Raw genomic sequence first — 23,802 nt, 5'->3', positions numbered from 1 at the left:
CGTGTCCGTTTCAGGGGGCCATGGACCCGGGAGGGAATCCCTCAAAGATTTCATTGACGATTTCCGTGAGTGATTCGTCGGGGTTCCTGCGCATCTTATCGGTGATACGCTTCGTAGCGACGCCATGCCAGGCAGGCTTATGCTCTCCTACATCGTAGATGTCGATGGCCAGCGTGCCTTCCACATACTGTTGAACGTCAACATTTGATCCACCGCCATAGCCGCCACCATAGTAGGGGGCGCCCCATCCGCCCCAACCGCCGTAGTAAGGTCGATAAGGCTCCGGATAACTGTTCACTTTGATTTTGTCCCGCGCGCCCGAGGTGAAGCCGATGGCAAAGTCTGCCGCCTCAGGGTTGTCGACTATTCGATAACCTTTGGCGTTCATGTTGTTTTCCGTGATTCGCATGAGCCGGCCTTCCAGGAGGGGAGAGGCCGCCGTCGCCCCCTCGCCACGCATCAGAGGGTGGTCACTGATAAACGCAAAGGTCTTGTAGCCGGAGAAATCAATGCTGTTGTCATAATCGATTACCGGGCCGCTGGAACTGCAGCCTGTAAGGATCGCCAGTACCATCGTGCCGAACATCAGGAAGTTTGTTTTCATTATCGGAAGCTCAAGTGACTTAAATGGAGGTTGGAAGCGGCAACACAATATCATGAGCCGCTGATGACTAAAATGTGGCGCCCCAGTGTAAAAGGAGTCGGCCCTGGTCTACGCTAGTCAGCAATGCGGGTCAAAAACACAATAAAGGACAGCACAGCATGAAAGCAGATATGAACATTGGTCACTTTTTGACGACCCGGGCACGCGTGAGTCCCCAGCAGGAGATGCTCTTTGACGTCAAGGCAGAGCGGCGCTTTACCTTTAGCGCGGTGAACGATCGTGCAAACCAGCTTTGTCATGCCCTGTCGGGCATGGGGTTGGAGCCGGGGGACCGTGTTGCTTTGTTGGCCTACAACGGACATCAGTTTATTGAGAGCTTTTTTGGTCCTGCGAAGGCGGGCCTGGTGATCATGCCTCTGAACTGGCGCCTCACCGCCGATGAGCTGGCGTTTATCCTCAAGGACGGTGGCGCAAAAGCGTTGCTATTCGATGCTGACTTTACCCACCTTGCGGAGGATCTTCGCGCACGCGGTGCGGCGGGGAGTGATGTTGAGCATTGGATCGCTGTTGGCGCGGAGGCGCCGGATTTTGCCCGCCATTACGAACGTTTGCTGGCCCAGCAACCGACGGATGAGCCCAAAGCGATGGCCGCCCCCGAGGATAACCTTTTCATTATGTATACCTCGGGAACCACCGGCTTGCCCAAAGGTGTGGTGCACTCCCACGAAACTGTGTTCTGGGCCATTATTACAATGGTCAATACCGGTGACATTCGCGGTACGGATCGCTATTTGCTGTTGCTGCCCCTTTTTCATGTGGGCGCTCTGACTCCGATGATTGGCGCGGTCTACCGAGGCAACAGTGTGGTTATTCTCCGCGATTTCGATCCTCTGAAAGTCTGGCAGCTGTTTGAATCCGAGCGCATCGACACGAGTCTTGCTGTGCCCGCGATGCTTAACTTTATGCTTCAGGTCCCGGAATATGAGCAGTACGATTATTCCAGTGTGCGAAACATTGTCTGCGGTGCGGCACCGGTGCCCGTGGCAACAATCAATGCTTTTATCGACCTCAATATCGAAATCCATCAGGTTTACGGCCTCACAGAGAGCGCAGGCCCCGGGTGCCTGATCGTCGGTGAGGACTCCCTAACTCGCGTGGGGTCCGCAGGGCGGGCATTTTTTCATACCGAGACAAAAATCGTGGATGGTCATGGACAGACGGTCCCTGCGGGCGAGACCGGAGAGATTCTCCTCCGGGGTCGTCACATCATGAAGGAGTACTGGAGTCGTCCCGATGCCACGGCCGAAACGCTGAAAGACGGCTGGCTTTATACCGGTGATATCGCCACCATGGATGAGGAAGGCTTTGTCACGATCTGCGACCGCAAGAAGGACATGATTATCTCCGGTGGTGAAAACGTGTACCCGGCTGAGATTGAGAACGTGCTGATGCAGCATGAGGGTGTTGCGGACGCGGCGGTTATTGGTTTGCCCAGCGAAAAGTGGGGGGAGAGCCCCCTGGCCGTCATCGTCTCTGCTGATGAAACCCTGAAAGACACAGAGATAATCGCTTTCTGCCAGGGCAGGCTGGCGCGATTCAAGCAGCCGACAGCGGTGTGCTTTGTAGAGAGTATTCCCCGTAATCCCAGCGGGAAGATTCTCAAGCGACTGCTGCGCGACCAGTTTGCGGCAGATACAGCTGAATAACGCGGCAACCCCGCTTATGGCTCGACTCACAAAAGCCCGCTATGCCGAGGCGGTAGAGACGCTCATTGCCGCTGATCGGGACCTTGCGCGCGTTGTAGCGCGTCATGGTGCGCCAACGCTTCAGTCCCGGCCCGCCGGCTTCCCCACGCTGGTGTATATTATTTTTGAGCAGCAGGTGTCCCTGGCGTCGGCAAAATCCACCTACGACAAAGTAGCGGCCTTGCTCCCCGTGTTCACCGCACAAGCCTACCTCCAGCTTTCTGATAAGGCATTGCGATCCGCCGGTGTCAGCCGCCAGAAAGCCCGCTATACCCGCTTGGTCGCCGAGGCGATTATCGCCGGGGATTTGCCTATTCGCTCCCTGGGGCGCAAACCCGACGACGAGGTTCGTGGTTTGCTTACAGCGATTACGGGTATCGGCAACTGGACTGCCGATGTTTATCTGATGATGGCGCTGCGGCGACCGGATCTTTGGCCCGTGGGCGATCTTGCCCTGGTGAAAGCGGCAGGGGCGGTAAAAAGCGGTCCGGAAAAGCCGGACAAGTTATGGCTCGAAAATCTCGGGGAGCGCTATCGCCCCTATCGCAGCGTGGCAACGGGCATTTTTTGGCGACATTATCTGCATAGCTAATGGGCAACGCTTGGTGCTCCCCGGGGTGCTGGCTATGATGTAGGGACAGGTCGATACGGTTTACCTTTTATGCGCAAGGCACTGAAATTTTTGCACACCATAGGCAGCATCGGTATCACCGGCGCCCTGGTGGTGCAGTTTCTAATGCTGCAAAACATGCCGCCGGTGGAGTCTCTGCAGGCCTATGCTACCGCTCGCGAGCAGATGGGTTTGATTGCTCAGTGGATACTGTTTCCGTCCCTGGGTCTGGTGTTGGTAAGCGGACTTCTCTCCATGGCTTGGACCGACGCCTTTCACAGTCAGGGCTGGGTCTGGATGAAACTGGCGCTCGGGGTTTCTGTCTTTGAAGGTACGCTTATAGCTGTAAAGGGGCCTGCCACTCAGGAAGCGGCGCGGGCAGCCCAGGCTCTGGCAGGGGAGCTTGACCCGACGCTTCTCGGCCTCACAACCGTCTCTGAGTGGAAGTCCACCCTGGTCATTCTTGGGGTTGCGATTGCTAATGTGGTGCTTGCGGTTTGGCGCCCCCGTTTTGGCAAAAAACAACCCCGGGGGACGTCTTGAACAGATACTGGCGATTTGTCGGGTTCCTGCTCCTGAGTGGATTATCAGCAGCCGCATGGTCCACTACTGCGCTTCGTTTGCACCCACCGGACAGTCAGCAGCTTAATTTTGCGGCGCTGTCGGCCATCGTCTGCGAGGAAACGGGGATTCGTCTGGAGCCTGACGCGAGCTACGGTGACGGCGATGATCCTATTGAGTCGCTGCTTGATGACTCTGCGCAGCTGGGCATTATAGAAAACACCCGCTCCTTTGTGTCGGGTGTGCGCACCGTTTTGCCCCTTTATGAAAGCGTTGTGCACCTGGCCGCCCGCAAAGATTTGAGTATTGATGACCTTGCGCAGGCCGAGAGACCATTGAGGTTGAAGCTTGTGCACAACTCTTATACCGCCCGACTTGTTCTTGATTTGTTGTTCGAGCGGGCTGAGTCGCTTCCCGAAAGCTATGAGCTGTGGAAGGAAGGGGATGCTGGTCGCCCGGACCTGTTGTTCTATGTGGGCCCCATCAACCCTCACAACACCGAGTGGTTTCCCCAGGGTTTTAGTCTGGTGCCGCTATCAAAGTTTGATGCTGCCGGTGCGGAGTTTTACATCGACGGCATCAGCTTCCTGGTGCCGCAGCTGCGCTCCACACGGATTCCTGCATTGACCTATTCCCTGCCGGGGAATGAGGTGGGCATCGACGCGTTGGCGGTAGATATGCTGCTCGTTGCCCACAAATCCACGGATGAATCCCTGATTTATGAACTTACTCGCGTTCTACTGGAGCAAAAGCCACGTTTCGCCGCTGCAGAGCCCGCACTTTTTCGCTGGATGAGGGCGGATTTCGACGTGCAGGATCTGACCTTCCCGCTCCATCGCGGTGCCCGGCAGTATTTTGACCGCGACGAGCCGGGATTTTTGGAGCGCTATGCCGAGACCCTGAATCTTCTGGTTTACCTGGCGGCGTTGTTGGTTACCGGTGCCGTGGCCTTTGGACGCTGGCGCGCGCGCCGTCGCAAGGATCGTATCGATGACTTTTATCTCCGCGTGCTCGAATTGCGTCGGGGCGCGGGCTTTGATGATCCTGCAAGGCTCCTCGGTGAACTTGAGAGCATCGAGAACGAGGCATTTACCGCGCTTATCGACGAGCGTCTCGCCGCGGATGACAGCTTCAGGATTTTCACCGAGCTGGCCGAGGGTTTGCGTCGGGAGCTTAAGGCCGCGCCCGAAGCGGGTCATCATTTAAAAGCGGCAGAAAATAGCGGGTAACAATACCTATCTGGAGTCATCAATGGCGATGGTGCCGCAGATTTTAACGGAGCGTCTGTGTTTACGGGGGCACCTGGAAAAGGATCACCCGGCAGCGACGGCTCTCTGGCAGCATCCGGATGTGTACGCCTTCATCACAGGCGCTCCGTTAAGCTCCCAGGATGTCTGGATGCGCCTACTGCGCTACGGAGGCCTGTGGGACATGCTGGGCTTCGGTTACTGGGCGGTGGAGGAGCGCGCTACCGGTCGATACATCGGACAGCTGGGTTTTGCCGACTTCAAACGGGGTCTGCTCGGTTTTGACGGGCATTACCCCGAAGCCGGATGGGTATTGCATCCGGGCGCAGCCGGTAAAGGCTACGCGACCGAGGGTATGGTTGCAGCCTGCCAGTGGCTTGATCAGCAAGAAGGCCGGGAGCGCAGTTTTTGCATTATTTCCGCTGACAATCCGCGCTCAAAGAGGGTGGCGGCAAAAACAGGCTATCGCTTTGCGCTGACGACCAGCTTTGGTGAGGAAGAAACTGCAGTTTATTTTCGCGAGCGTTCTACTGTGAGGCCACCGGCGCCGCCGACTTGAGCTGTTCCAGCATGGCCGCCATTTTCCCGTGGAGCATCTGCATCGCTTGCATTGGCCGCACCATCACGCGGAATTCGCAAATGCGTCCGTCATCGGCAAAGCTGATGATGTCCACGCCGTTGATAAGAATGCCATCTACCGTGCACTCGAATTCCAGCACCGCGTGGGCGTCTGTGACCACCTCTTTCGTGTAGTGGAAGGTCTCATTAAAAACGTTCATGGCGCCGGTGAGGTAGAGCGCGGTGATCTTGCGTCCTCTCTGGGGGGTATGCACCACCGGGGAAAGGAAGATGCAGTCTTCCGTGAGGATGTCAGACAGCCCCTCATGATTTTGATTGAGGACCATCTGGTGCCAGCGTTGTAACGTATCCATCGAATTCATAGAAGTAATCCTGCGCTCGGGTGTGTACAGTTCAGGGTATGCGATACCAGAAACGTTGATGCGTTACTGTATAGTCAAGATCGCACTCAGTAAAAGATCGGTTTTGACGACCGGAACACCCGCCTGAGAAATGTTTGGGGGCTATAGCTTACGGTGACGTGTGTGGCAGAAGATGATCAGGTTTCAGACGACTTAAAGCATCGGGTTTTTCTCGAGCGTCTGAACATTTTTTACGAGAGCCTTTCTGTTTCGGTCTTTGCCGTGGTGCTAAACACGCTGCTTCTGTCCTTCCTCCTCTGGACTCCAGAGAACAGCAGGTGGGTTTTAAGCTGGTGTGTGGCTACGCTCACCATTGCCGTTTACCGCATCGCCTGCACACTGCGCTACCGGAAAAGGTCGGAGGCAGAGCGGGAGGCATCGGCAAAACGCTGGTATCGGGAGATGATGCTTGGCGTGTTGCTGTCGGGACTTGCCTGGGGCGCAGCCGGGTTCCTTCTTTATGACTCCCAAAACATGCTGAACCAGTCACTGTTGGCCTTTGTGATTGCCGGCATGTGCGCCGGGGGAATCGTCAGCGTGTCCGCTTTTATCGAGGCTGGCGCTACTTTTCTGGCAGCATCGCTCCTGCCTTTTACCGTGCGCTTGCTGATGGAAGGATCCCCGGAAACCCAGGTAATGGCACTCATGGCCATGCTTTATCTCATCATGATGACTGCCTTTGCGCGGCGGGTGAATCTCACGGTGATCGGTGGTTTGGAGATGACCTATCTGCGTTCAAAGGCCGAAGACACTATTGAGCGTCAGGCCCTGTTTGACGAGCTAACAGGCTTGCCGAACCGGCGTCTTCTCCAGGATCGCCTGGGGCAGGCCCTGGCGCGCGCCAAGCGTAACAACACCCAGGCCGCACTGCTCTTTCTTGATCTGGATTTTTTCAAGCGGGTGAATGATTCCCTGGGTCACAGCGCCGGAGACGAACTTCTTGTGGAAGTTGGCAAACGCCTGAGTAGCTTTCTCCGCGAAGCCGACACGGCGGCGCGCCTGGGAGGTGATGAATTCGTTCTTCTACTGACCGATATAGAGGGTGGTAGCGAGCATATAGTGTCGGTGGTTCGCCGTCGGGGCGAAGCCCTGCTTCGGGCTATCGAAGCACCGATCAATATCAAGGGCAATGAGGTACATATTACGGTGAGCATAGGCGTCAGCCTGCTCCCCGATGACACCAATGATGTGGGTGACCTGCTCAAACACGCAGATATGGCCATGTATCGCGCCAAAGACGATGGCCGAAACACCTTGCGATTTTTTGTACCCGAAATGCAGGCGTCGCTGGCGCAGCGTATGGATATGGAGCGTCAGTTGCGGGGGGCGCTGGACGCAAACGAGGGGTTGGAGCTGTATCTGCAACCGCAATACACCAATGAGGAAGCGATCTGCGGCGCAGAGCTACTCATCCGATGGCAGCACGATGGGAGCTTTGTTCCCCCTGACGTGTTTATCCCCGTGGCAGAGGATTCGGGACTCATCTACCGTCTGGGTGACTGGGTTATCGAGAATGCCTGCCGAGTGGGTGCCAGCCTCAAGGATGAGCTTAGCGATCGTGAGTTCTCCCTGGCGATCAACGTGAGTCCCCGGCAGTTTCGACAGAAGAATTTTTCAGAAAAGATTTTCGAGGCCATGGAAAGGCATCAACTGCCTCGGGGGCTCGTTGAGCTTGAACTCACCGAGGGACTGCTCATTGAGGACGTCGATGACACGGTGTCCAAGATGTTGTCTCTCAGAGAGCGCGGCGTACGTTTTTCTATCGATGATTTTGGAACGGGCTATTCATCGCTGCGCTATCTCAAGTCTCTGCCCCTGGACACCTTGAAGGTCGACCAATCCTTTGTCCGCGACGTGCTCACGGACCCCGGCGATGCCAGCATCGTCCGGGCGATTATCTCCATGGCCCGGACCCTGGATCTGGAGGTGATTGCAGAAGGGGTGGAGACCGAGGACGTGAGGGACTTTCTCATCAGTGCCAACTGTCTGCGGTTTCAGGGCTATCTGTATTCCCGCCCCCTGCGCCTGGGTGATTTTAAAAAATTGCTGGAGACCGAACGGGATCGGGTGATCGTGTAGGCCGGACGGCCGACCTCTAATCGGATTCCTTTGTAGCGGTAAGGCTGCCAAGACTCTCGCGGATAGCACCTGGAGCGCCAGAGATTTTCATGAAGGTGCCCATTCCCAGATCGGGAAAGGCCAGGGCGATACGAAATTTCCCGGCCAGTGCGTAGACATCTGTTCCGGACACCAGCAAGGCATAGGGAAGATGGGCAGTATGTTTCATGGTCCCGGTATCGGTGGTTGCCATGACGTCTTTGTCATTCCCGTCGCCACTGCCTATGCCAACACCGAAGAGCACCTCCTCGGTGCCCGGTACGGCCACTTCAAACACCTGCGTGAGGTTGTCGGGGTTGTTCGCTAGATTTGACCGAATGGTGGTGAGCGCCGCTGCATGACTGGAAAAGCTTCCCAGCTGGTCGTGATCTTTGAACCGCGGCATCATCATCATGTAGCGATAGGAGGCGAGCTTTTTGCTGCTGAGGCCCTTTTTTGAGCCAAAGGGTTCGCCCGGTCCCAGCAGATCATGGAGCGCGGTACTCACGGCGTCGAGGGGGGCCACCTGAAAGGCTTCGCCCCAATACGCCGGATTTGCGTAGCTTCGCTGCACTTCGTCCCCCACCTGGCTTAGTCCGATGCGGAGCACGGCGGCGTAGGCACCAAATTCTCGAGCAGACGCCGCTCTCAGCAGCGCAGGGTGGGTAATCGCGACAACCGTAGCCCCGGGGTAGGGGCTGTATTGCCCGACAATCTCGAAATCGCTGTTTCCCAGGGTGTCACGCAGCGCGTCAAGCTGCTGCTTGAGAGAGCCTTCCCCGGCGTTGAGGAGCAGGTAGGGTCGAAGGGGTTCCTCTGCGTCAGCAAGGGAGGTAAAGCCGGCCACGATAAAAACGAGAGCTTGCAGCAGCTTGGATACAGGGTGCTTGGATAGAGGTAGCCTGAACATAAATTGTGCTCTTTTAGTATTAATTTATACTAATACACTAATATATAACGGCTCCCGTGTACACGCGGTCCCGCGGCCGGGGAATTCAAGCGGCGCTTTGGACGATCTGGGTTTGTGCTGCGGTTACTTTTCTGGGTTTGAGTCCGGGATCGAGCCGTTGCCCGCCTAAGCGCCAAAGGTGTCGATAATCTGTTGGACGCGACGACCGTGACTGCGATCTGCCAGTGTCCGCAGCAAGCCGCCCAGCTCCAGCCGGCGCAGATAATCCGGTAAATAGAAGAAGTCCGGTGATTCCTCAGCAAGGAGATCAAAATCCGCGACGTCCTTGAGTCCACCGTAGGCCACGGCGTCGCCGATGCGACAGGCAAGATAGACCACCACGTCCTCCCGCTGTCTGTCGACACTGCGCTCGTTGCTGTCCGGCGCCCAGGTGAGGGGCGTTAAGGAATGGCGCAGGGATTCGCAGAGGTCCTCGGGAAGACCCCACTGGCGCACGAGGAGAGAGCTCAGCACGGCGGAATTCGCCATGAAGTCCTCCTGCTGCGCCTCAACCTTCCCCAGGAGATCGGTTTTTGGCGCATAGATCACCGATAGTTCGGGGCGGGCGGAGATCAATGCCAGATCACCGATATTCACCAGCAGCGCCCTCGTGGCATGCACCGAGGGAGGTTCAAAGTTCAGCGCGCTGGCGTAGGCCTGAGCCGCGGCGCTTGCGACATAGCTGGACCGCCATATACGCATATAGGCGGCCTTCTGGACATCAGTTTCGAAAGCCATGACCTGGCCTACGGCGCTTTGCAGGACCAGACCTCTCACCATGGTCGTCCCCAGATAGGCCACGGCGTGCTCGATGCTCGATATGGGGCTATTGAGGGCAAAAGCGGCGGAGTTGACGACAGGAAGCACGTCAGCGGACAGCGTCGGGCTTGAAAGAATCGCCTCCCGCAGCTCTTCCGGGTCGTCCAGGCTGCTGCTCAGGAGCTCAACCAGCGGCGGCGGCTGGCGCAGCGTTGCCACCAGTAATCGAATGTCTTCCAGTTCCAGTTCGTTAAGGTGCTCTTCCATGACCAGGAACAGGTCTGCCAGGGCGTCCGGCGGCTTGCGTTCGGCGAGGTTTTCCAGACATTCCCGATCCCCGGGGCTGGTCTCAACGGGGTTTTGCGCAGACGTGGCGGCGGCCGCAGACGTATCCGCCTGGAGTGCTTCCGGCGGCGGCGCACTATTCTTTTTGCCGCTCCGCTTAAACCAACTCATAGAAAACTCCCGATTCCCGCGTGCTGCAAGGCGTTACTGGGTAACTTGAGCCGCGATAGTAATTGAAGGAATGCTCTCGTGCACTGCGCTCCCGCGGGGCCACACCGACGGCGTATCGAACCATGGACCCTTCGGAGGCATTACTCAGGGGTTTTAAAACTACCGCTTTTACCCTCCCAATGTGGGCGGTTTTCCTGTACCCTTCCGCAGCAAATTTTTGCCCCCCAAATTCAAAATCCTTGAGAACCACCATGGCTGACTTATCGCTTTACAGAAACATCGGCATTTTCGCGCACGTTGATGCCGGCAAGACCACAACTACCGAGCGTATCCTGAAGCTCACCGGCAAGATCCACAAAACCGGTGAAGTGCATGACGGCGCGGCAACCACTGACTTCATGGAACAGGAGCAGGAGCGCGGTATTACCATTCAGTCCGCTGCAACGACCTGTTTCTGGAAAGACCACCGTCTAAACATCATCGATACTCCCGGGCACGTTGATTTCACCGTTGAGGTTTATCGCTCCCTGAAAGTACTGGATGGCGGCGTGGGCGTATTCTGTGGTTCCGGCGGTGTAGAGCCTCAATCCGAAACCAACTGGCGCTATGCCAACGAGTCAGAAGTGGCACGAATCATCTTCGTGAACAAGCTCGACCGCGTGGGCGCGGACTTTTTGCGCGTTGTCGACCAGGTAGAGAATGTGCTGGGCGCCAATCCTCTGGTTATGGTGCTCCCCATCGGTCGTGAAGATGAGTTTACGGGCATCGTCGATTTGCTCACGCGTAAGGCGCACGTGTGGCCGGATCCCGACGATCGCGAGCGCTTTGAGATCAACGATGTCCCCGAAGACATGGTGGACACGGTGGAAGAGTGGCGTGAAAAGCTCATCGAAACTGCCGTGGAGCAGGACGACGAGCTTATGGAAGCCTACCTCGAGGGCAACGAGCCTTCCATGGAGGACATCAAGCGCTGCATCCGCACCGGTACCCGGAAGCTGGACTTCTTCCCCACCTACTGTGGTTCGGCCTTTAAAGACAAGGGTGTTCAGCTGATTCTGGACGCGGTAGTGGATTATCTGCCCAATCCTACGGAAGTTGATCCCCAGGAACTCACCGACGAGCTGGGCGAACCCACGGGCGAAGTGGCGCTGGTGTCTACGGAAGAGCCCCTGCGTGCACTGGCGTTCAAGATCATGGACGACCGCTTCGGCGCTCTGACCTTCGTACGGGTTTACTCGGGCGTTTTGAATCGTGGTGAGACCATCCTCAATTCCTTTACCGGCAAGACCGAGCGTATCGGCCGCATGGTAGAGATGCACGCCAACGACCGTAACGAACTGGAGCGGGCCCAGGCCGGCGACATCATCGCCATTGTGGGCATGAAGAACGTACAAACGGGTCACACGCTTTGCGATCCCAAGCACCCCTGTACGCTGGAAGCGATGGTATTCCCGGAGCCCGTGATCTCCATTGCGGTTGCCCCCAAGGACAAGGCCGGCGCCGAGAAGATGGCCATCGCCATTGGCAAAATGGTCGCAGAGGATCCATCGTTCCGCGTCGAAACAGATGAAGACTCCGGCGAGACCATTCTCAAGGGCATGGGCGAGCTTCACCTGGACGTGAAGGTCGATATTCTCAAGCGCACCTATGCGGTCGAATTGGACGTGGGCAAGCCTCAGGTCGCTTACCGCGAGACCATTACCCAGGAAATCGATGATTCCTACACGCACAAGAAGCAGTCTGGTGGTTCTGGTCAGTTCGGTAAGATCGATTACCGCATCCGCCCCGGCGAGCCCGGCTCCGGCTTTGCGTTTTCCACTTCAGTCGTGGGTGGTAACGTGCCCAAGGAATTCTTCCCGGCCATCGAGAAGGGTTTCAAGAGCCTCATGAACGAAGGTACGGTTGCGGGCTTCCCCGTGCTGGATGTTGAAGTCGAAGTTTATGACGGTGGTTTCCACGCCGTTGACTCCTCTGCCATTGCCTTTGAACTGGCCGCCAAGGGCGCCTTCCGTCAGTCCATGCCCAAGGCCGGCGCGCAGCTTATCGAGCCCATCATGAAGGTGGACGTGTTCACACCGGATGATCACGTCGGTGATGTCATCGGTGACCTCAACCGTCGTCGCGGCATGATCAAGGATCAGGATCCCGGCCCCACGGGAGTTCGCATCAAGGCTGAGGTTCCGCTGTCAGAAATGTTTGGCTACATCGGTACTTTGCGCACCATGACTTCTGGCCGCGGTCAGTTTTCCATGGAGTTCTCGCACTACCTGCCCTGTCCTGCGAACGTTGCAGAGACCGTGATTGCAGAAGTGAAGGAGCGCAAGGCCAACGCTTAATCGCTGGTAGCTTGTGTTCCTGATAAAGGGCCGGCAAATTGCAGGCCCTTTTTTTTAGCTTTTGGGTAGTTCAATGAGCAGAGTAGCCACGCCTGCGGTCTTGTTCCTGACCGTAAGCACGCGGGAGCCGGGCTTTCGCCCCTTGCGCACCCCTGAGACATCAAAGCCTGCATCCCTGAGTCGCATGTGACTTGCGTCAGCGTCAGTAACACGCCAGGTGAGCCCGTAAAAACTGTCCCCCGGTAACACCGAACTGTCCAGATCCCTGGCACCAGCAACGGCCTCGTCCTTAAGCTGTTCAAAGACCTCCACGATGAGATCGTCGCAGCGAAAAAACATTAAGCGGGCATTCCATTCCGGGCGGCTCATATCCATACGCAGGTCCAGCCCCAGCTGGCATCCCAGTAAAAATGCCGTGCTCTCGGCTTTTTGGGACGCGATGACAATGTGATCAAGCCCATTGCCGAGACCGCGATCGTCGGTTCTGCTGCGGTGGGTTTGCTCTATAAATGACAGCTGAATGTGCCGCGTGGTTGCCGGGTCGGCCACAATCACCGGGTGATGGTCTTCGGAACCGTGGGGATCATGCGCGATGTCTTCCTCAGCGGCGATTCCCACCTGGCTCAAACGTCTTTTCATCCTGGGCAGCGTGTCACCGGCAAAGCATATACCCTCCAGCCCCAGGGGTTTGCCTGACTCATGGAGGTGCACGGCAATGTTCCCGGTTTGGAAAACCGCTGTTTCTTTTCCATCTCGCTGACCCTGGAAAACGGGCGGTGTCGCAAAGAGCGTCGCGTAGTGGTTAGCGTCCGCCTCGAGATCGGCCACGCTGATGGTGACGTGATCTATCGCCCGAATCGGTGATGCCATGATGCTGTTCCTGAGTCCTGTGAGAGTCGACGATTCTCACACAAAACTACCTGGCCTTTGAGGGCTTCCGTCAACCGCGGCCAATACTGTGTTTATAAAAACTCGATTTTTCTGGTAATGCGCGCGAGCACGGTTAAAGTGAACCCCATGAACGATACATCGCCAACACCAGACGCTGGTCTGGCTACCTATCAGCGCGTGGGCCTGGTGCTCGGCCCGGCCCTCTGCGTGGGAATGCTGATCTTTGGCGCCACGCAGACCGCCATGCCCCCTGCCGCCTGGAAAGTCGCTGCTGTCGGGCTCTGGATGGCGATCTGGTGGGCCTCGGAGGTGGTCCCCGTAGCGGCGACCGCATTTTTACCGCTGGTGACCTTTGACCTCCTGGGTATTGCGCCCATGAGCGAGGTGGCGCCGAGCTATGCGCACCCCATTATCTATCTCTTTCTTGGCGCGTTTATGCTTGCCATCGCGGTGGAAAAGTGGTCCCTGCACCGCCGCATAGCACTTTGGATTCTCGCGCGCACGGGGACCGACGGGAAACGTCTTATTCTGGGGTTTATGCTCGTGGGGGCTTTGCTGTCCATGTGGATGACCAACACCTCTACAACCATGATGCTCCTGCCTATTGCGGCCTCGGTGGGTGCGCTCATCGCCGAGCAGGCCGCTCCGGAGCAGGACGGCGATATACGCGAATTTCAGATCGCCCTGATGCTCGCCCTCGCTTATTCCACCACTATCGGCGGGCTTTCGACGCTGGTCGGTACGCCCCCCAATGTGTTTCTGGCGGGGTTTCTCGAGGATACCTATGGCATCCGCATTGCCTTTGCGGACTGGATGATGATTGGTGTGCCTCTGTCCATGATGCTCCTTCCCCTGGGTTGGTGGGTGCTGACGTCCTTCGTGTACCGGGTCAACATCCCGGCGAGCTCGCAAACGCAGGATGTGATTGCCCGGATGCGGGACGACATTGGCGCCATGAAAGCGCCAGAAAAGCGTGTAGGTCTACTGTTTCTGGCGGTCATTTTGTTGTGGATGTTCCGCTCTACACTGTCGGGACTGTCCGGTTTAGAAGGACTCAGCGACGCGGGCATTGTCATGGCGGCGGCGCTGTTATTGTTTGTAATTCCCAGCGGCAGCGTGGGGGGAGGTCCCCTCCTGCAGTGGCCCGATGTGAGCCGCCTGCCCTGGGGGGTGCTCATACTCTTCGGCGGCGGGCTCAGTCTGGCGGCACAGGTGTCAGGATCCGGTCTGGCGCTGTGGTTGGGTGAAGGTTTATCCGGACTGGGGTCCATGGGGCTGATCGTGATTGTTCTGGCCGCAGCGGGACTGGTGGTGTTTCTGACGGAGCTCACCAGCAACCTTGCCACCGCGGCGACCTTTTTGCCGGTGGTGGCAGCCATCGCCCTCCAATCGGGTATTGATCCCCTGGTGCTCTGCGTACCGGTGACCCTGGCGGCAAGCTGCGCCTTTATGCTCCCCGTGGCAACACCGCCCAATGCGATTGTCTATTCCTCGGGGGTGCTCCGTATCCCTGATATGGTCCGTGCCGGGTTTGTGATGAATCTCATTGCGCTGGGTTTGCTCACTGTCGTTGCGGTATGGCTGGTGCCCGCGGTGCTTAGCTAGGGGGCACAGGGATGGCAGGCGAGAAAAGTGGTCGCGAGGATCCGAAGTTTCGGCATATCGACAGCTTCCAGGATTACGTTGACGTGGATCTGGCCAGGACTCACGGGTTCTCCCGAAGCAGCGCTGCAAAGAACATCGATCCCCAACTCCTCGAGTCACAGCATGCGCGACTTCTGCGGGACGGCTTTGTCATTATCGAAGACCTGGTGAGTGCCGGGCAATTAGAACGGCTTCGCACGGAGGCCACAGCGTGGCTGGATAAACCCGGGCGAAACTCCTTCGAGGGTGAACGAACCCAGCGACTATACGGTTTACCTGAAAAGTGCCGCGCGGCCGATGATTTTATTGTCCATCCTTTGATCCTGGCGCATCTTGACCGGCTGTTAAAACCCAATTACCTGCTGTCCCAGGCCCAGGTCATTAATATTCTATCGGGATCTCCCGCGCAGCCGCTGCATACCGATGACGGCTTTTATCCCTGGCCCAGTCCCAAACCGGTGCTGAGCGTGGCAACGGTATTTGCCATTGATGATTTCACCGAGGACAACGGTGCCACGGTCGCTATACCGGGGAGTCATCTCTGGGGTGAAGGGCGCTTTCCCAGGGACAGTGATCCTCGGGTGAAGGCGGTGATGCCCGCCGGTTCCTGCATTCTGTTTCTCGGTAGTTTATGGCATGGCGGTGGGGAGAACGACGCGGGAGAAAGCCGCATGGCCTTTACCGGTCAGTACTGTGAGCCCTATCTGCGCACCCAGGAGAACTATTTCCTGTCTGTCTCGAAGAACACCGCCGCGCGGGTATCTGAGGACATGCGCCGGCTTCTTGGCTACTCCATTCATCCGCCCTTTATGGGCATGGTCAACGGCATGCATCCCAAGCGGGAGCTGCCGTCGGCCGATGGTCCCAGCGAGTGAACCGGGTCGTGAGCTAGCGCTTCAGGCGGTTTTTGATGCTGCGCACTGATAGCCAGACGAACGCCAGCACTACGGGAGCGCTAAGGCCGGTGAGCAGGTCCGGGTTGATTCCCAGCCCCAGGGTTTTCCCTGATTTAAACAGGTAGCCCAGCAAGCCCACGGCATAGTAGGTGATGGCGAAAATTGAAAAACCTTCTACGGACTGCTGGAGGCGCAGCTGCAGGTTGGCGCGCTCGGCAAGGCTTTCGAGGATGGCCTGGTTTTGTTTTTTCTGATCCATATCCACCATGGAGTCCAGCAGCTGTGTCGCCCGGGTGACCCGCTGTGCCAGTTCCTGGGTACGGCGCTCCGCGGCTTCGCAGGTACGCATGGCGGGCATCAGGGTTTTCTGCAAAAAGGTGGTGTAGCGCGGCGCGCTGCCTTTTTGTTCCTCGGATAACTCCGCGAGGCGTCGCTCCACAATGCCGTTGTAGGCCCGGGATGCGGCGAAGCGATAGGCATGCGCCGCGGCCACGTGCTCAACCCTGGCCGCTATGCGGGTGATGCGACCGAGAGAAAGCTCCAGCGCCGGATCCGCATCCCGGTGGGTAATCTCCTCGATCACCTCATCCAGTGCGGGCTCCAGTTCGCCCAGGGTACCCATGACGTCCCGTGCGGCGGGAAGTCCCAGCATAGCGAGCATGCGATAGGTTTCCACTTCCAGGATGCGTTGTACCTGGCGTGACAGACGCGCTTCACTGAGTGCACAGTCCATGATGACGATGCGCGAAAATCCCTCGGCATCCAGACGGAAGCTGGACCATAGTTCGCCTTTGCCCTCCGAGATGCTTCCCCCGTAGACCTCCTGCCGTCCCAACAGGGCGCGGATCCGCTGCAGACGGTTTTCTTTCGGGCTGTCCGTGCATGGAATCACCTCTATATGGACACCGAGGAAAAGCTGGTCTATCAACTTTGATCGCATGCTGGCGTCTAAAAAGCTTATGGCCGGCGCCGCAAAGGGGGGCTCCCCATTGCCCGCCACCAGCAGTGTGTAGGAATCTGCCTCGGTATGACCTTCCCATTTAAGCAGGCAGTTACCGACATTCACCGAATGATGACGGCTGTTTTTGCTGGGTCCGCTCTGCCCCTGGGACTCACAAAAGTCTGCGAACTGCTGTCGACGCTCTTCAAGGCTCGTGTCGCCGCGGAGGCACACCATATGGGAGCAGCGCAGAGGGGATGGGAGTGTCAGCAGTGGCCGGGCATGCCACTCATTGCTAAGGGCAATGCGTTCGCTCAGCGTATTGATGGGTATGTCAGACTCCGCATAGGGCTGTGTCATTGTGTGTTTTCCGGCCGATTGTTTTTAAAGAAAGCGCTTCTGCCGTATCACAGAAGGCCTTACTGCGTGGTGTTCTCTCCCTTGGGTGCAAACTCAGCGTAGCAAACGCCGAGGAGGGCTTGCAGCTGCTTGACGTGATTCCTGGGCGCCTCGAGGCCTGCATCAAATAGTGTATCCCGGCGATCACGCCAGCTGACATAGGCATCCGGCAGTGTATCTGCCAGTAATCGCTCCAGCTCACGCAGAGGGCCCATGAGTGCATAGTAACGTTGACCTAGATTGGCCGCCCTGGCCTGCACTTCCCGAATAAAAAACTTGTTGACTACCGTGCGGGCGATGGCCGCGGCTTTGCTGTCGGTGTTTGTCCGGCACAGTGGGCCTTTGTTCATGCGCGTGACGATCACCGCGTTGGCGGCATCCAGGTAAGCCGCCTGGCGAGCCAGTGCTTCCAAAAGCTCACCCCCGTCACCACGGGCGATGTCTGAAAGAGCGAGTTCAAAACCCATATCATCCGCATCGTAATCTTCGGACAGCCAGCGACGAGCAGCAGCGGTAAGCTGCTCCAGAGCAGTTATGACTTCGCTGCTGGTTTGCTCCGGGTAGTTCTGTGCAGACGTTGAGGTGCGCCAGAAGTCCCGGTACTCGCTGTTACCCAGCGTCGCATTGAAGACGAGCGCCGGCAGCTGCGAGTGTTTCAGAGTCACGCTGTCACTGATAGCCGCGGCGAGTTCATCTTTTCCATCGGACCTGAGGGTGTCGATACAGGCAGGAGCATCCCGGAGAAATGCCAGCTCCAGGAGCAAGCGCTGGGACGGGGGCGCTACCCGACCCAGACTGCTGTTGCGTCGCGCCACCGTCTGCTGCAGCGCGCAGCCGCGCAGGCGCAGAAAATCCATACCATCGAGCTTGCTGCCGTCCAGCTCGATGCGCAAGGACTCAGCGCGGGGCGGCATGGGGCTCCGTGCCCTGTCGATACCGGGAGCTTCCATATCCAGCGGGCGCAACAAGCGGCTGAGATAGTTCTCAAGCTCGGCCTTTTGTCCATCGCCGCTACAGGCGGCGAGGAGGACCAGCAGAGGGGTGAGTAAAAGAACGGGCACGAGAGTGCTTGAAGAGCTGTGTTTCAGGTCAGGGCTTCGCGGGTGCGCTCCAGCCAGGCTTCAAGCTTGCTGCAGCCCTCGGGAATGGACTCTTTTACCCAGCGGGCGGTCTCGACGCCGACGAGGAGATCAATGTCCGCAAAGGTCACGGCATCGCCGCACAGGAAGGGCTTGTCGCCAAGTTCCTCGTCAAAAAGTGCCAGGCTTCCACGAAATCGCTTGCGACCCCGTTCCTCCAGTGCGGGTATTTGCTCCACGTCCAGGGGGCCCGGAAGCGCGCGGTTCTCAAAGGCCGGACTGCGGTTACGCAGCATTTCTGCAAATGCCTCAAAAATTGATACAAAGATGCGATGGTCCCAGCTGAGTACCAGGGCGCGCTCCAGGGCCGTGCTACCCATCAGCGGTTTTTCCTGGTGCTGAGATTCCAGGTAGTCGCATATCGCGATAACTTCCGTGAGAAGGGCGCCATCATCGGTGAGCAGCGCCGGCAAGGTACCCAGAGGATTGATCGCCAGGAACTCTGCACCCCGATGCTCGTTTTCCCGCATGTCAATTTGTGTGGTGGGCAGCTCAATGCCCTTGTAATTGAGAAACAACGTCAGTCGACGAGGGTTGGGTGCGGAGTCGTAGGTATACAAATGCATAAATGCGTCCTCGAGGTCTGAGGTGAAGGGTTTTCGAGGACCAGCATGGTAGCAGAGACAGGTATTTTTGCCCCGCGGGATCGTTGCAGATGGCGCTTTGAAGCCGCTACGCCTACAGCTATAATGCGCTCCCACGAAACGGAGGATTTATCGTGTTGACGCGAACATTAGTGCTAGGTCTGTCATTCGGTTTGGCCGCAGCGGCGCAGGCCGTGGAGCTTACTGAGGAGCAGCGGGCTGCCATCGAGGCGCGCATTGCGCCGGTTGGCGAAGTCTGTCTGCAAGGCGACAACTGCGGTGGCGTACCCGCAGCGATGGGCGCCATGGGCGGAACCGCTGGCGACGGCGCGATGGCTGCCATCGATGGCGAGGCGACTTACAACACCGCTTGCCTGGCATGCCACGCTTCCGGTGCGGCAGGCGCCCCCATCGTGGGGAACGCGGACGCCTGGGCCCCGCGTATCGCCAAGGGTATCGATGAGCTGTATAACAGCGGCATCAACGGCATTGCCGGGTCAGGAATGATGGCCAAGGGCGGCCGTTCTGATTTGTCTGATGAAGCCGTCATGGCAGCGGTCGATTACATGGTCGAAAACAGCCAGTAAGTGACTGGATCCGGAGTACTTTGGTACATCCGGAATGAGAACAGGTTTGTCAGAGGACCGTTGCGTGGTGAGCGCAGCGGTTTTTTTGCGCCCGTCGATCGTGTTTTCACTGCGTGGGTCGAAGGGTATCGCGATAGGATAGAGCCTCTTTGAGCGCAGTCACCGTCACTGTGTCCTCACCCCTGAGATCGGCAATGCTCCGCGCCACGCGCAGCAGTCGGTGCACTGCCCGGGCCGATAGCTTTAACTGCTTGGCGCTGCGTTGTATCAAACGCCGCTCTTCGGGTCCGCAGGCACAGCTATCCAGCAGTGCGGATCCACGAAGCTGCGCATTGCTTGTCCCCTGACGCTTGAATTGCCGTTCTCGGGATTGCACTACGCGGCCCTGAACAATGACCGAATCTTCCGCGCCGTGGCCGGAAAACAGGTCCACTGCATCTTCCCGGTCCACGCGAACCTGCAGGTCCATGCGATCCAGCAGCGGGCCAGAAACGCGACCACCATAGCTCAGACGCTGTGCTGCACTGCATTTACAGGGCTTTTCGCTGTCTCCCGCATAGCCACAGGGGCAAGGATTCATTGCGGCTATCAATTGAAAGCGAGCCGGGTAGCGGATGCTGCAGTTTGCCCGGGCGAGGCGGATCTCACCGGTCTCCAGCGGTTCCCGAAGCATATCCAGGGCGTGTCGCGAAAACTCGGGCAATTCGTCCAGGAAGAGAACGCCGCCGTGCGCCAGAGATATTTCCCCGGGCATGGGGATGGGTCCGCCGCCCACGAGAGCCGCGGCACTGGCACTGTGGTGAGGGGCCCTAAAAGCCCGCTGTCGGATTTCCGGAATCTTGCCCTGGAGGTCGTAAAGAGCGCATACGGTCAGCCACTCACGGTCGTCAGGGGGCGGCAGAATGCCCGGCAGGCAGTTAGCGAGAAGACTCTTGCCCGTCCCCGGAGGTCCTGTAAGCACCAGATTGTGTCCACCACTGGCGGCGATTTCCAGCGCGCGTTTGGGTATGTGCTGTCCACAGACTTCCGCCAGATTCGTTGCGGTCGTGACAGGAGGAGCTTCCATGCTCTCAACCTCCGGTGGATCTGCGCGCCCGCGCAGCACGGCGCACAGGGACAATAGATCCGTTGCACAGACCATGTGCGTGCCCGGTATTGACTGACACAACGATGCTGATTCCTGCGCCAATACCATCCGCCGTTTGCATTGGCTGGCGGCCATGGCGGCGGCAACGGTGCCGCGCACGGCTCGTAGCGTACCGTCCAGGGCCAGTTCACCAATGCATTCACTGCTAAGAAGCGCGTCCCCCGGTAACTGACCGGAAGCGCACAGAATACCCAGGGCAATGGGGAGATCAAAACGTCCGCCGCCCTTGGGGAGATCCGCGGGAGCCAGATTGACGGTGATACGCCGGTCGGGAAATTCAAAGTGAGAGTTCAGCAGTGCGCTGCGGACCCGGTCCTTGCTCTCGCGAACCGCGGTCTCGGGCATTCCCACGACGGTAAAGGCTGGCAGCCCGTTTGAGAGGTGTACTTCGACGCGAACCAGTGGGGCATCCAAACCCTGGTTGGCGCGGGAGAGCACCACGGCATAATTCATGATTCACTCATCCTTGAGTTATGGCGCGGGCATCCTTGCCTGCAGCCTTGGTTTCTTATTTCTCAGGCAAAGTCCTGCGATCAGTTTCTTCTGTGTCCGCAGTAGCCAGCCCCGGCAATCCTGAGGGGCTTGTTAAGCGCGCTTCACTTTCCTCGAGCGGCGAGCGCTGTATGCCTGTGGGTCAGCGTGCGGCCTGCTTTTCCAGTTTGTCGACCAGGTCATTCATGGCCGCCAACTCGGACTCCAGTGCGGCCACTTTATTGCGCGTGCGCTCAAGCATTGCCGTTTGCGCGTCGAACTCATCGCGACTGACAAAATCGAGCTTTTTCAACGCTGACTGAATGAGTTGCCGCGCGTTCTTGTCGACTTCATCCGCCAGGCCTGCAGGTCCCACCAACTCGTTTACCTGCTGCATCACTTCACTGAATGGGGGCGGTTTAAGCGCCATAAACTGTACTCCTGCCAAGTGCATCCGCAGTGTAGAGGATGGTGTCACCGGATCACAGCTCAGGTTAGTGCACCAAAACAGATCCAGGCACTAATTTGGTGCGATATCTTTCTGCATCCGTCGCTGATTGACCTGATGCTGAGCTTGGAAAATACCTAAGCCATTGATTCAAATATGGAAATAGTCTGTGGCATATCCATTGCTGATTATCTTTATGGAAACGTCCTGCTGCCCATAGTGTGGAGCAATAAGACGATTAAACGGCTAGCCGAATGGCGCCCATGATGCGCCCTTGTTGAGTCAGGAGAACTACATGAAGTTAATAACGGCCATTGTGAAGCCCTTCAAGCTGGATGACGTGCGCGAGTCGCTGTCAGAGATCGGCGTGCAGGGCATCACGGTTACAGAGGTCAAAGGATTCGGGCGACAAAAGGGCCACACCGAGTTGTATCGCGGCGCTGAATACGTCGTGGATTTTCTCCCCAAGGTGAAAATCGAAGTCGCCGTCGCCGAAGGCATGGTGGATCAGACTATCGAGGCCATCACCAAATCAGCCAATACCGGGAAGATCGGAGACGGCAAGGTGTTTGTTTCGGGTCTTGAGCAGGTGATTCGTATTCGCACCGGCGAAACCGGCGAGGAAGCCATCTAAAAGGCACCTTGTGAAGCACGCTAACTAGTCCCCCCGAATTCAGCACGAGAGACCCTTTCATGGAAAACCAAATTTTTGAACTGAGCTACGCACTGGACACGTTTTATTTTCTCGTGTGCGGTGCCCTGGTTATGTGGATGGCCGCCGGCTTTGCAATGCTTGAAGCCGGCCTGGTGCGATCCAAAAACACCACAGAAATTCTCACCAAGAACGTCGCCTTGTTTGCCATTGCCTGCACCATGTACATGGTAGTGGGCTACGCGATTATGTATCCCTCCCTGGGTGCCAGCCTCCTTGCCGGTATCACCGGAGACGGCGTCGCAGGAGCGGAAGAAGCCGCAACCTACGCGCCATCGGCGGACTTTTTCTTTCAGGTGGTGTTTGTGGCCACGGCGATGTCCATCGTGTCCGGTGCCGTGGCAGAGCGTATGAAACTCTGGTCATTTTTGATCTTCGCCATTGTCATGACAGGCTTTATCTACCCCATGGAAGGTAACTGGACCTGGGGTGGTGACCCCGTGTTCGGTATGTACACCCTGGGGGACCTTGATTTCTCCGACTTTGCCGGATCAGGCATCGTACACATGGCAGGTGCCGCCGCGGCTCTCGCCGGTGTTCTCCTGCTGGGCGCACGAAAGGGCAAATATCGCGTGGACGGATCCGTGGTCGCTATCCCTGGTGCGAACCTGCCCATGGCTACGCTGGGCACCTTTATACTCTGGATGGGCTGGTTTGGCTTCAACGGCGGCTCGGTGCTCGCCACTGCCAGTGTCGAGAATGCCAATGCCGTAGCTGTGGTGTTTATGAACACTAACGCTGCAGCCTGCGGTGGCCTGGTGGCGGCACTCCTTACCGCTCGGCTGCTCTTCGGTAAAGCTGATCTGACCATGGCGCTGAATGGCGCGTTGGCCGGGCTCGTAGCGATCACTGCTGAGCCCTCTACCCCCACGCCGCTTCTGGCCACGGTCTTTGGCGCCGTTGGTGGCATCCTGGTGGTCTTCTCCATCATCACTCTGGACAAGCTGAAGATTGATGATCCCGTCGGTGCGATTTCTGTCCACGGTGTTGTTGGTCTTCTGGGTCTGCTCCTGGTCCCCATGACCAACGATGACTCCAGCTTGAGTGGGCAGCTTATCGGCGCAGCGACTATCTTCGTCTGGGTATTTGTTACCAGCCTCATCGCTTTCTTCGCGATCAAGACCGTTATGGGTATCCGGGTCACGGAAGAAGAGGAATACGAAGGTGTGGATCTCTCTGAATGTGGCCTCGAAGCCTACCCGGAGTTCGTCTCAGCCAAGTAAGCAACAATCTTGCGGGCGCATTATTTCAATGCGTTTTTTTGGGGGCCCTCTGGGCCCCCTTTTTTTTGTCTTAAATCTGAGTAAGGAACGGTAGTGCTACCGACCAGGCTAGCCGGCATGATCTACTTCACTCGCTGGATTGGGGGACGCTCGCTTCGTAGATCATGCCGACTAGCCTTGCGTATGAGCTACGTTCCGGTATCCGCAGACTGCGACAGCAATGGTGGGTTCGACCGCACCACGGGCTGCGGACCTTAGCTACGAAGCTAGCGTCCCCCTGCTCAGCGAGAGGAGTAGTTAAGGTCTGCAGCCCGAGGCCGATGCGAGAGGGCCTTAGCTACGAAGCGAACTCCCCCCTACTCAGCGAGAGAAGTAGT

Annotated in this window: 22 protein-coding genes; 12 read left to right on the top strand and 10 right to left on the bottom strand. The window is 57.6% G+C overall.

The annotated features are described in order from the left end of the window. Nucleotides 1–10 precede the first annotated feature (10 nt). The gene (locus tag ACTG3T_RS02770; RefSeq protein ID WP_439100742.1) at nt 11–604 is read right to left on the bottom strand and encodes a DUF4136 domain-containing protein; all 594 of its coding nucleotides are present in this window, start codon (nt 602–604) and stop codon (nt 11–13) included. Nucleotides 605–762: 158 nt separating this feature from the next. On the opposite strand from ACTG3T_RS02770, the gene ACTG3T_RS02765 reads away from it, so the two are divergent. The 5 genes from ACTG3T_RS02765 (at nt 763) to ACTG3T_RS02745 (ending at nt 5,326) form a co-directional block, all read left to right on the top strand. Continuing rightward, entirely contained in the window at nt 763–2,310 is a 1,548-nt protein-coding gene (locus tag ACTG3T_RS02765) for a long-chain-fatty-acid--CoA ligase (RefSeq protein ID WP_439100741.1), read from the top strand. 16 nt (nt 2,311–2,326) lie between these two features. Next, nucleotides 2,327–2,941 carry a DNA-3-methyladenine glycosylase family protein gene (locus ACTG3T_RS02760; RefSeq protein WP_439100740.1) on the top strand — a complete coding sequence of 205 codons (615 nt, stop codon included), beginning with the start codon at nt 2,327–2,329 and terminating at the stop codon, nt 2,939–2,941. Between the two features lie 69 nt (nt 2,942–3,010). Further along, complete coding sequence (locus tag ACTG3T_RS02755) at nt 3,011–3,502, top strand: DUF2269 family protein (protein ID WP_439100739.1); 492 nt, start codon at nt 3,011–3,013, stop codon at nt 3,500–3,502. Next, nucleotides 3,499–4,749 carry a TAXI family TRAP transporter solute-binding subunit gene (locus tag ACTG3T_RS02750; RefSeq protein WP_439100738.1) on the top strand — a complete coding sequence of 417 codons (1,251 nt, stop codon included), beginning with the start codon at nt 3,499–3,501 and terminating at the stop codon, nt 4,747–4,749. The genes ACTG3T_RS02755 and ACTG3T_RS02750 overlap by 4 nt, the downstream gene beginning before the upstream one ends. A 22-nt stretch (nt 4,750–4,771) precedes the next feature. After that, nucleotides 4,772–5,326, top strand: a complete 555-nt coding sequence (locus tag ACTG3T_RS02745; protein ID WP_439100737.1) for a GNAT family N-acetyltransferase — start codon at nt 4,772–4,774, stop codon at nt 5,324–5,326. Here the strand turns inward: ACTG3T_RS02745 and ACTG3T_RS02740 are convergent. Then, on the bottom strand, nt 5,295–5,708 hold the full coding sequence (locus ACTG3T_RS02740; RefSeq protein WP_439100736.1) for a nuclear transport factor 2 family protein: 414 nt from the start codon (nt 5,706–5,708) through the stop codon (nt 5,295–5,297). The two genes, ACTG3T_RS02745 and ACTG3T_RS02740, sit on opposite strands and share 32 nt — an antisense overlap. A gap of 162 nt (nt 5,709–5,870) precedes the next feature. On the opposite strand from ACTG3T_RS02740, the gene ACTG3T_RS02735 reads away from it, so the two are divergent. After that, nucleotides 5,871–7,826 (top strand): putative bifunctional diguanylate cyclase/phosphodiesterase, encoded by a 1,956-nt coding sequence (locus tag ACTG3T_RS02735; RefSeq protein ID WP_439100735.1) that lies wholly within the window; start codon nt 5,871–5,873, stop codon nt 7,824–7,826. Between the two features lie 16 nt (nt 7,827–7,842). On the opposite strand, the gene ACTG3T_RS02730 is transcribed toward ACTG3T_RS02735, so the two are convergent. Then, on the bottom strand, nt 7,843–8,754 hold the full coding sequence (locus ACTG3T_RS02730) for a hypothetical protein (protein ID WP_439100734.1): 912 nt from the start codon (nt 8,752–8,754) through the stop codon (nt 7,843–7,845). A 165-nt stretch (nt 8,755–8,919) separates the two neighbouring features. Further along, on the bottom strand, nt 8,920–10,008 hold the full coding sequence (locus ACTG3T_RS02725) for an HDOD domain-containing protein (protein WP_439100733.1): 1,089 nt from the start codon (nt 10,006–10,008) through the stop codon (nt 8,920–8,922). A 251-nt stretch (nt 10,009–10,259) separates the two neighbouring features. On the opposite strand from ACTG3T_RS02725, the gene fusA reads away from it, so the two are divergent. Next, nucleotides 10,260–12,344, top strand: coding sequence for an elongation factor G (fusA, locus tag ACTG3T_RS02720; RefSeq protein WP_439100732.1), 2,085 nt, complete (start codon nt 10,260–10,262; stop codon nt 12,342–12,344). A 54-nt stretch (nt 12,345–12,398) separates the two neighbouring features. On the opposite strand, the gene ACTG3T_RS02715 is transcribed toward fusA, so the two are convergent. After that, nucleotides 12,399–13,214, bottom strand: coding sequence for a VOC family protein (locus ACTG3T_RS02715; RefSeq protein ID WP_439100731.1), 816 nt, complete (start codon nt 13,212–13,214; stop codon nt 12,399–12,401). Nucleotides 13,215–13,361: 147 nt separating this feature from the next. Here ACTG3T_RS02715 and ACTG3T_RS02710 point away from each other — a divergent pair, with 147 nt between their 5' ends. Next, nucleotides 13,362–14,840 carry an SLC13 family permease gene (locus tag ACTG3T_RS02710; protein WP_439100730.1) on the top strand — a complete coding sequence of 493 codons (1,479 nt, stop codon included), beginning with the start codon at nt 13,362–13,364 and terminating at the stop codon, nt 14,838–14,840. Between the two features lie 11 nt (nt 14,841–14,851). Beyond that, entirely contained in the window at nt 14,852–15,754 is a 903-nt protein-coding gene (locus ACTG3T_RS02705; protein ID WP_439100729.1) for a phytanoyl-CoA dioxygenase family protein, read from the top strand. Between the two features lie 13 nt (nt 15,755–15,767). On the opposite strand, the gene ACTG3T_RS02700 is transcribed toward ACTG3T_RS02705, so the two are convergent. Genes ACTG3T_RS02700 through ACTG3T_RS02690 form a run of 3 tightly spaced genes read right to left on the bottom strand, consistent with a single transcriptional unit; the run spans nt 15,768 to nt 18,819 of the window. Further along, entirely contained in the window at nt 15,768–17,075 is a 1,308-nt protein-coding gene (locus tag ACTG3T_RS02700) for a DUF3422 family protein (RefSeq protein ID WP_439100728.1), read from the bottom strand. A 59-nt stretch (nt 17,076–17,134) separates the two neighbouring features. Next, nucleotides 17,135–18,175, bottom strand: coding sequence for a DUF3080 family protein (locus ACTG3T_RS02695; RefSeq protein WP_439100727.1), 1,041 nt, complete (start codon nt 18,173–18,175; stop codon nt 17,135–17,137). Between the two features lie 23 nt (nt 18,176–18,198). Further along, on the bottom strand, nt 18,199–18,819 hold the full coding sequence (locus ACTG3T_RS02690) for a glutathione S-transferase family protein (RefSeq protein WP_439100726.1): 621 nt from the start codon (nt 18,817–18,819) through the stop codon (nt 18,199–18,201). A 152-nt stretch (nt 18,820–18,971) separates the two neighbouring features. Between ACTG3T_RS02690 and ACTG3T_RS02685 the strand changes: the two genes are divergently transcribed. Further along, the gene (locus ACTG3T_RS02685; protein WP_439100725.1) at nt 18,972–19,424 is read left to right on the top strand and encodes a c-type cytochrome; all 453 of its coding nucleotides are present in this window, start codon (nt 18,972–18,974) and stop codon (nt 19,422–19,424) included. 106 nt (nt 19,425–19,530) lie between these two features. On the opposite strand, the gene ACTG3T_RS02680 is transcribed toward ACTG3T_RS02685, so the two are convergent. Beyond that, on the bottom strand, nt 19,531–21,024 hold the full coding sequence (locus ACTG3T_RS02680) for a YifB family Mg chelatase-like AAA ATPase (protein WP_439100724.1): 1,494 nt from the start codon (nt 21,022–21,024) through the stop codon (nt 19,531–19,533). Between the two features lie 181 nt (nt 21,025–21,205). Beyond that, on the bottom strand, nt 21,206–21,472 hold the full coding sequence (locus tag ACTG3T_RS02675) for an accessory factor UbiK family protein (RefSeq protein ID WP_439100723.1): 267 nt from the start codon (nt 21,470–21,472) through the stop codon (nt 21,206–21,208). 313 nt (nt 21,473–21,785) lie between these two features. Between ACTG3T_RS02675 and glnK the strand changes: the two genes are divergently transcribed. Together glnK and ACTG3T_RS02665 are read left to right on the top strand one after the other, a co-directional pair. Next, on the top strand, nt 21,786–22,124 hold the full coding sequence (gene glnK / locus ACTG3T_RS02670) for a P-II family nitrogen regulator (RefSeq protein ID WP_439100722.1): 339 nt from the start codon (nt 21,786–21,788) through the stop codon (nt 22,122–22,124). A 59-nt stretch (nt 22,125–22,183) separates the two neighbouring features. Further along, nucleotides 22,184–23,425, top strand: a complete 1,242-nt coding sequence (locus ACTG3T_RS02665; protein ID WP_439100721.1) for an ammonium transporter — start codon at nt 22,184–22,186, stop codon at nt 23,423–23,425. Nucleotides 23,426–23,802: the final 377 nt, after the last annotated feature.

Origin of the sequence: Congregibacter sp., from assembly GCF_965660375.1 — a bacterium.
Classification (GTDB): Bacteria; Pseudomonadota; Gammaproteobacteria; order Pseudomonadales; family Halieaceae; genus Congregibacter.
This window is presented reverse-complemented; position numbering and strand designations above follow the sequence as displayed.

Coding starts and splice junctions, on each gene's coding strand:
- ACTG3T_RS02770 (WP_439100742.1), bottom strand. CDS start 604: ATGAAAACAAACTTCCTGATGTTCGGCACGATGGTACTGGCGATCCTT.
- ACTG3T_RS02765 (WP_439100741.1), top strand. CDS start 763: ATGAAAGCAGATATGAACATTGGTCACTTTTTGACGACCCGGGCACGC.
- ACTG3T_RS02760 (WP_439100740.1), top strand. CDS start 2,327: ATGGCTCGACTCACAAAAGCCCGCTATGCCGAGGCGGTAGAGACGCTC.
- ACTG3T_RS02755 (WP_439100739.1), top strand. CDS start 3,011: ATGCGCAAGGCACTGAAATTTTTGCACACCATAGGCAGCATCGGTATC.
- ACTG3T_RS02745 (WP_439100737.1), top strand. CDS start 4,772: ATGGCGATGGTGCCGCAGATTTTAACGGAGCGTCTGTGTTTACGGGGG.
- ACTG3T_RS02740 (WP_439100736.1), bottom strand. CDS start 5,708: ATGAATTCGATGGATACGTTACAACGCTGGCACCAGATGGTCCTCAAT.
- ACTG3T_RS02730 (WP_439100734.1), bottom strand. CDS start 8,754: ATGTTCAGGCTACCTCTATCCAAGCACCCTGTATCCAAGCTGCTGCAA.
- ACTG3T_RS02725 (WP_439100733.1), bottom strand. CDS start 10,008: ATGAGTTGGTTTAAGCGGAGCGGCAAAAAGAATAGTGCGCCGCCGCCG.
- fusA (WP_439100732.1), top strand. CDS start 10,260: ATGGCTGACTTATCGCTTTACAGAAACATCGGCATTTTCGCGCACGTT.
- ACTG3T_RS02715 (WP_439100731.1), bottom strand. CDS start 13,214: ATGGCATCACCGATTCGGGCGATAGATCACGTCACCATCAGCGTGGCC.
- ACTG3T_RS02710 (WP_439100730.1), top strand. CDS start 13,362: ATGAACGATACATCGCCAACACCAGACGCTGGTCTGGCTACCTATCAG.
- ACTG3T_RS02705 (WP_439100729.1), top strand. CDS start 14,852: ATGGCAGGCGAGAAAAGTGGTCGCGAGGATCCGAAGTTTCGGCATATC.
- ACTG3T_RS02700 (WP_439100728.1), bottom strand. CDS start 17,075: ATGACACAGCCCTATGCGGAGTCTGACATACCCATCAATACGCTGAGC.
- ACTG3T_RS02690 (WP_439100726.1), bottom strand. CDS start 18,819: ATGCATTTGTATACCTACGACTCCGCACCCAACCCTCGTCGACTGACG.
- ACTG3T_RS02680 (WP_439100724.1), bottom strand. CDS start 21,024: ATGAATTATGCCGTGGTGCTCTCCCGCGCCAACCAGGGTTTGGATGCC.
- ACTG3T_RS02675 (WP_439100723.1), bottom strand. CDS start 21,472: ATGGCGCTTAAACCGCCCCCATTCAGTGAAGTGATGCAGCAGGTAAAC.
- glnK (WP_439100722.1), top strand. CDS start 21,786: ATGAAGTTAATAACGGCCATTGTGAAGCCCTTCAAGCTGGATGACGTG.
- ACTG3T_RS02665 (WP_439100721.1), top strand. CDS start 22,184: ATGGAAAACCAAATTTTTGAACTGAGCTACGCACTGGACACGTTTTAT.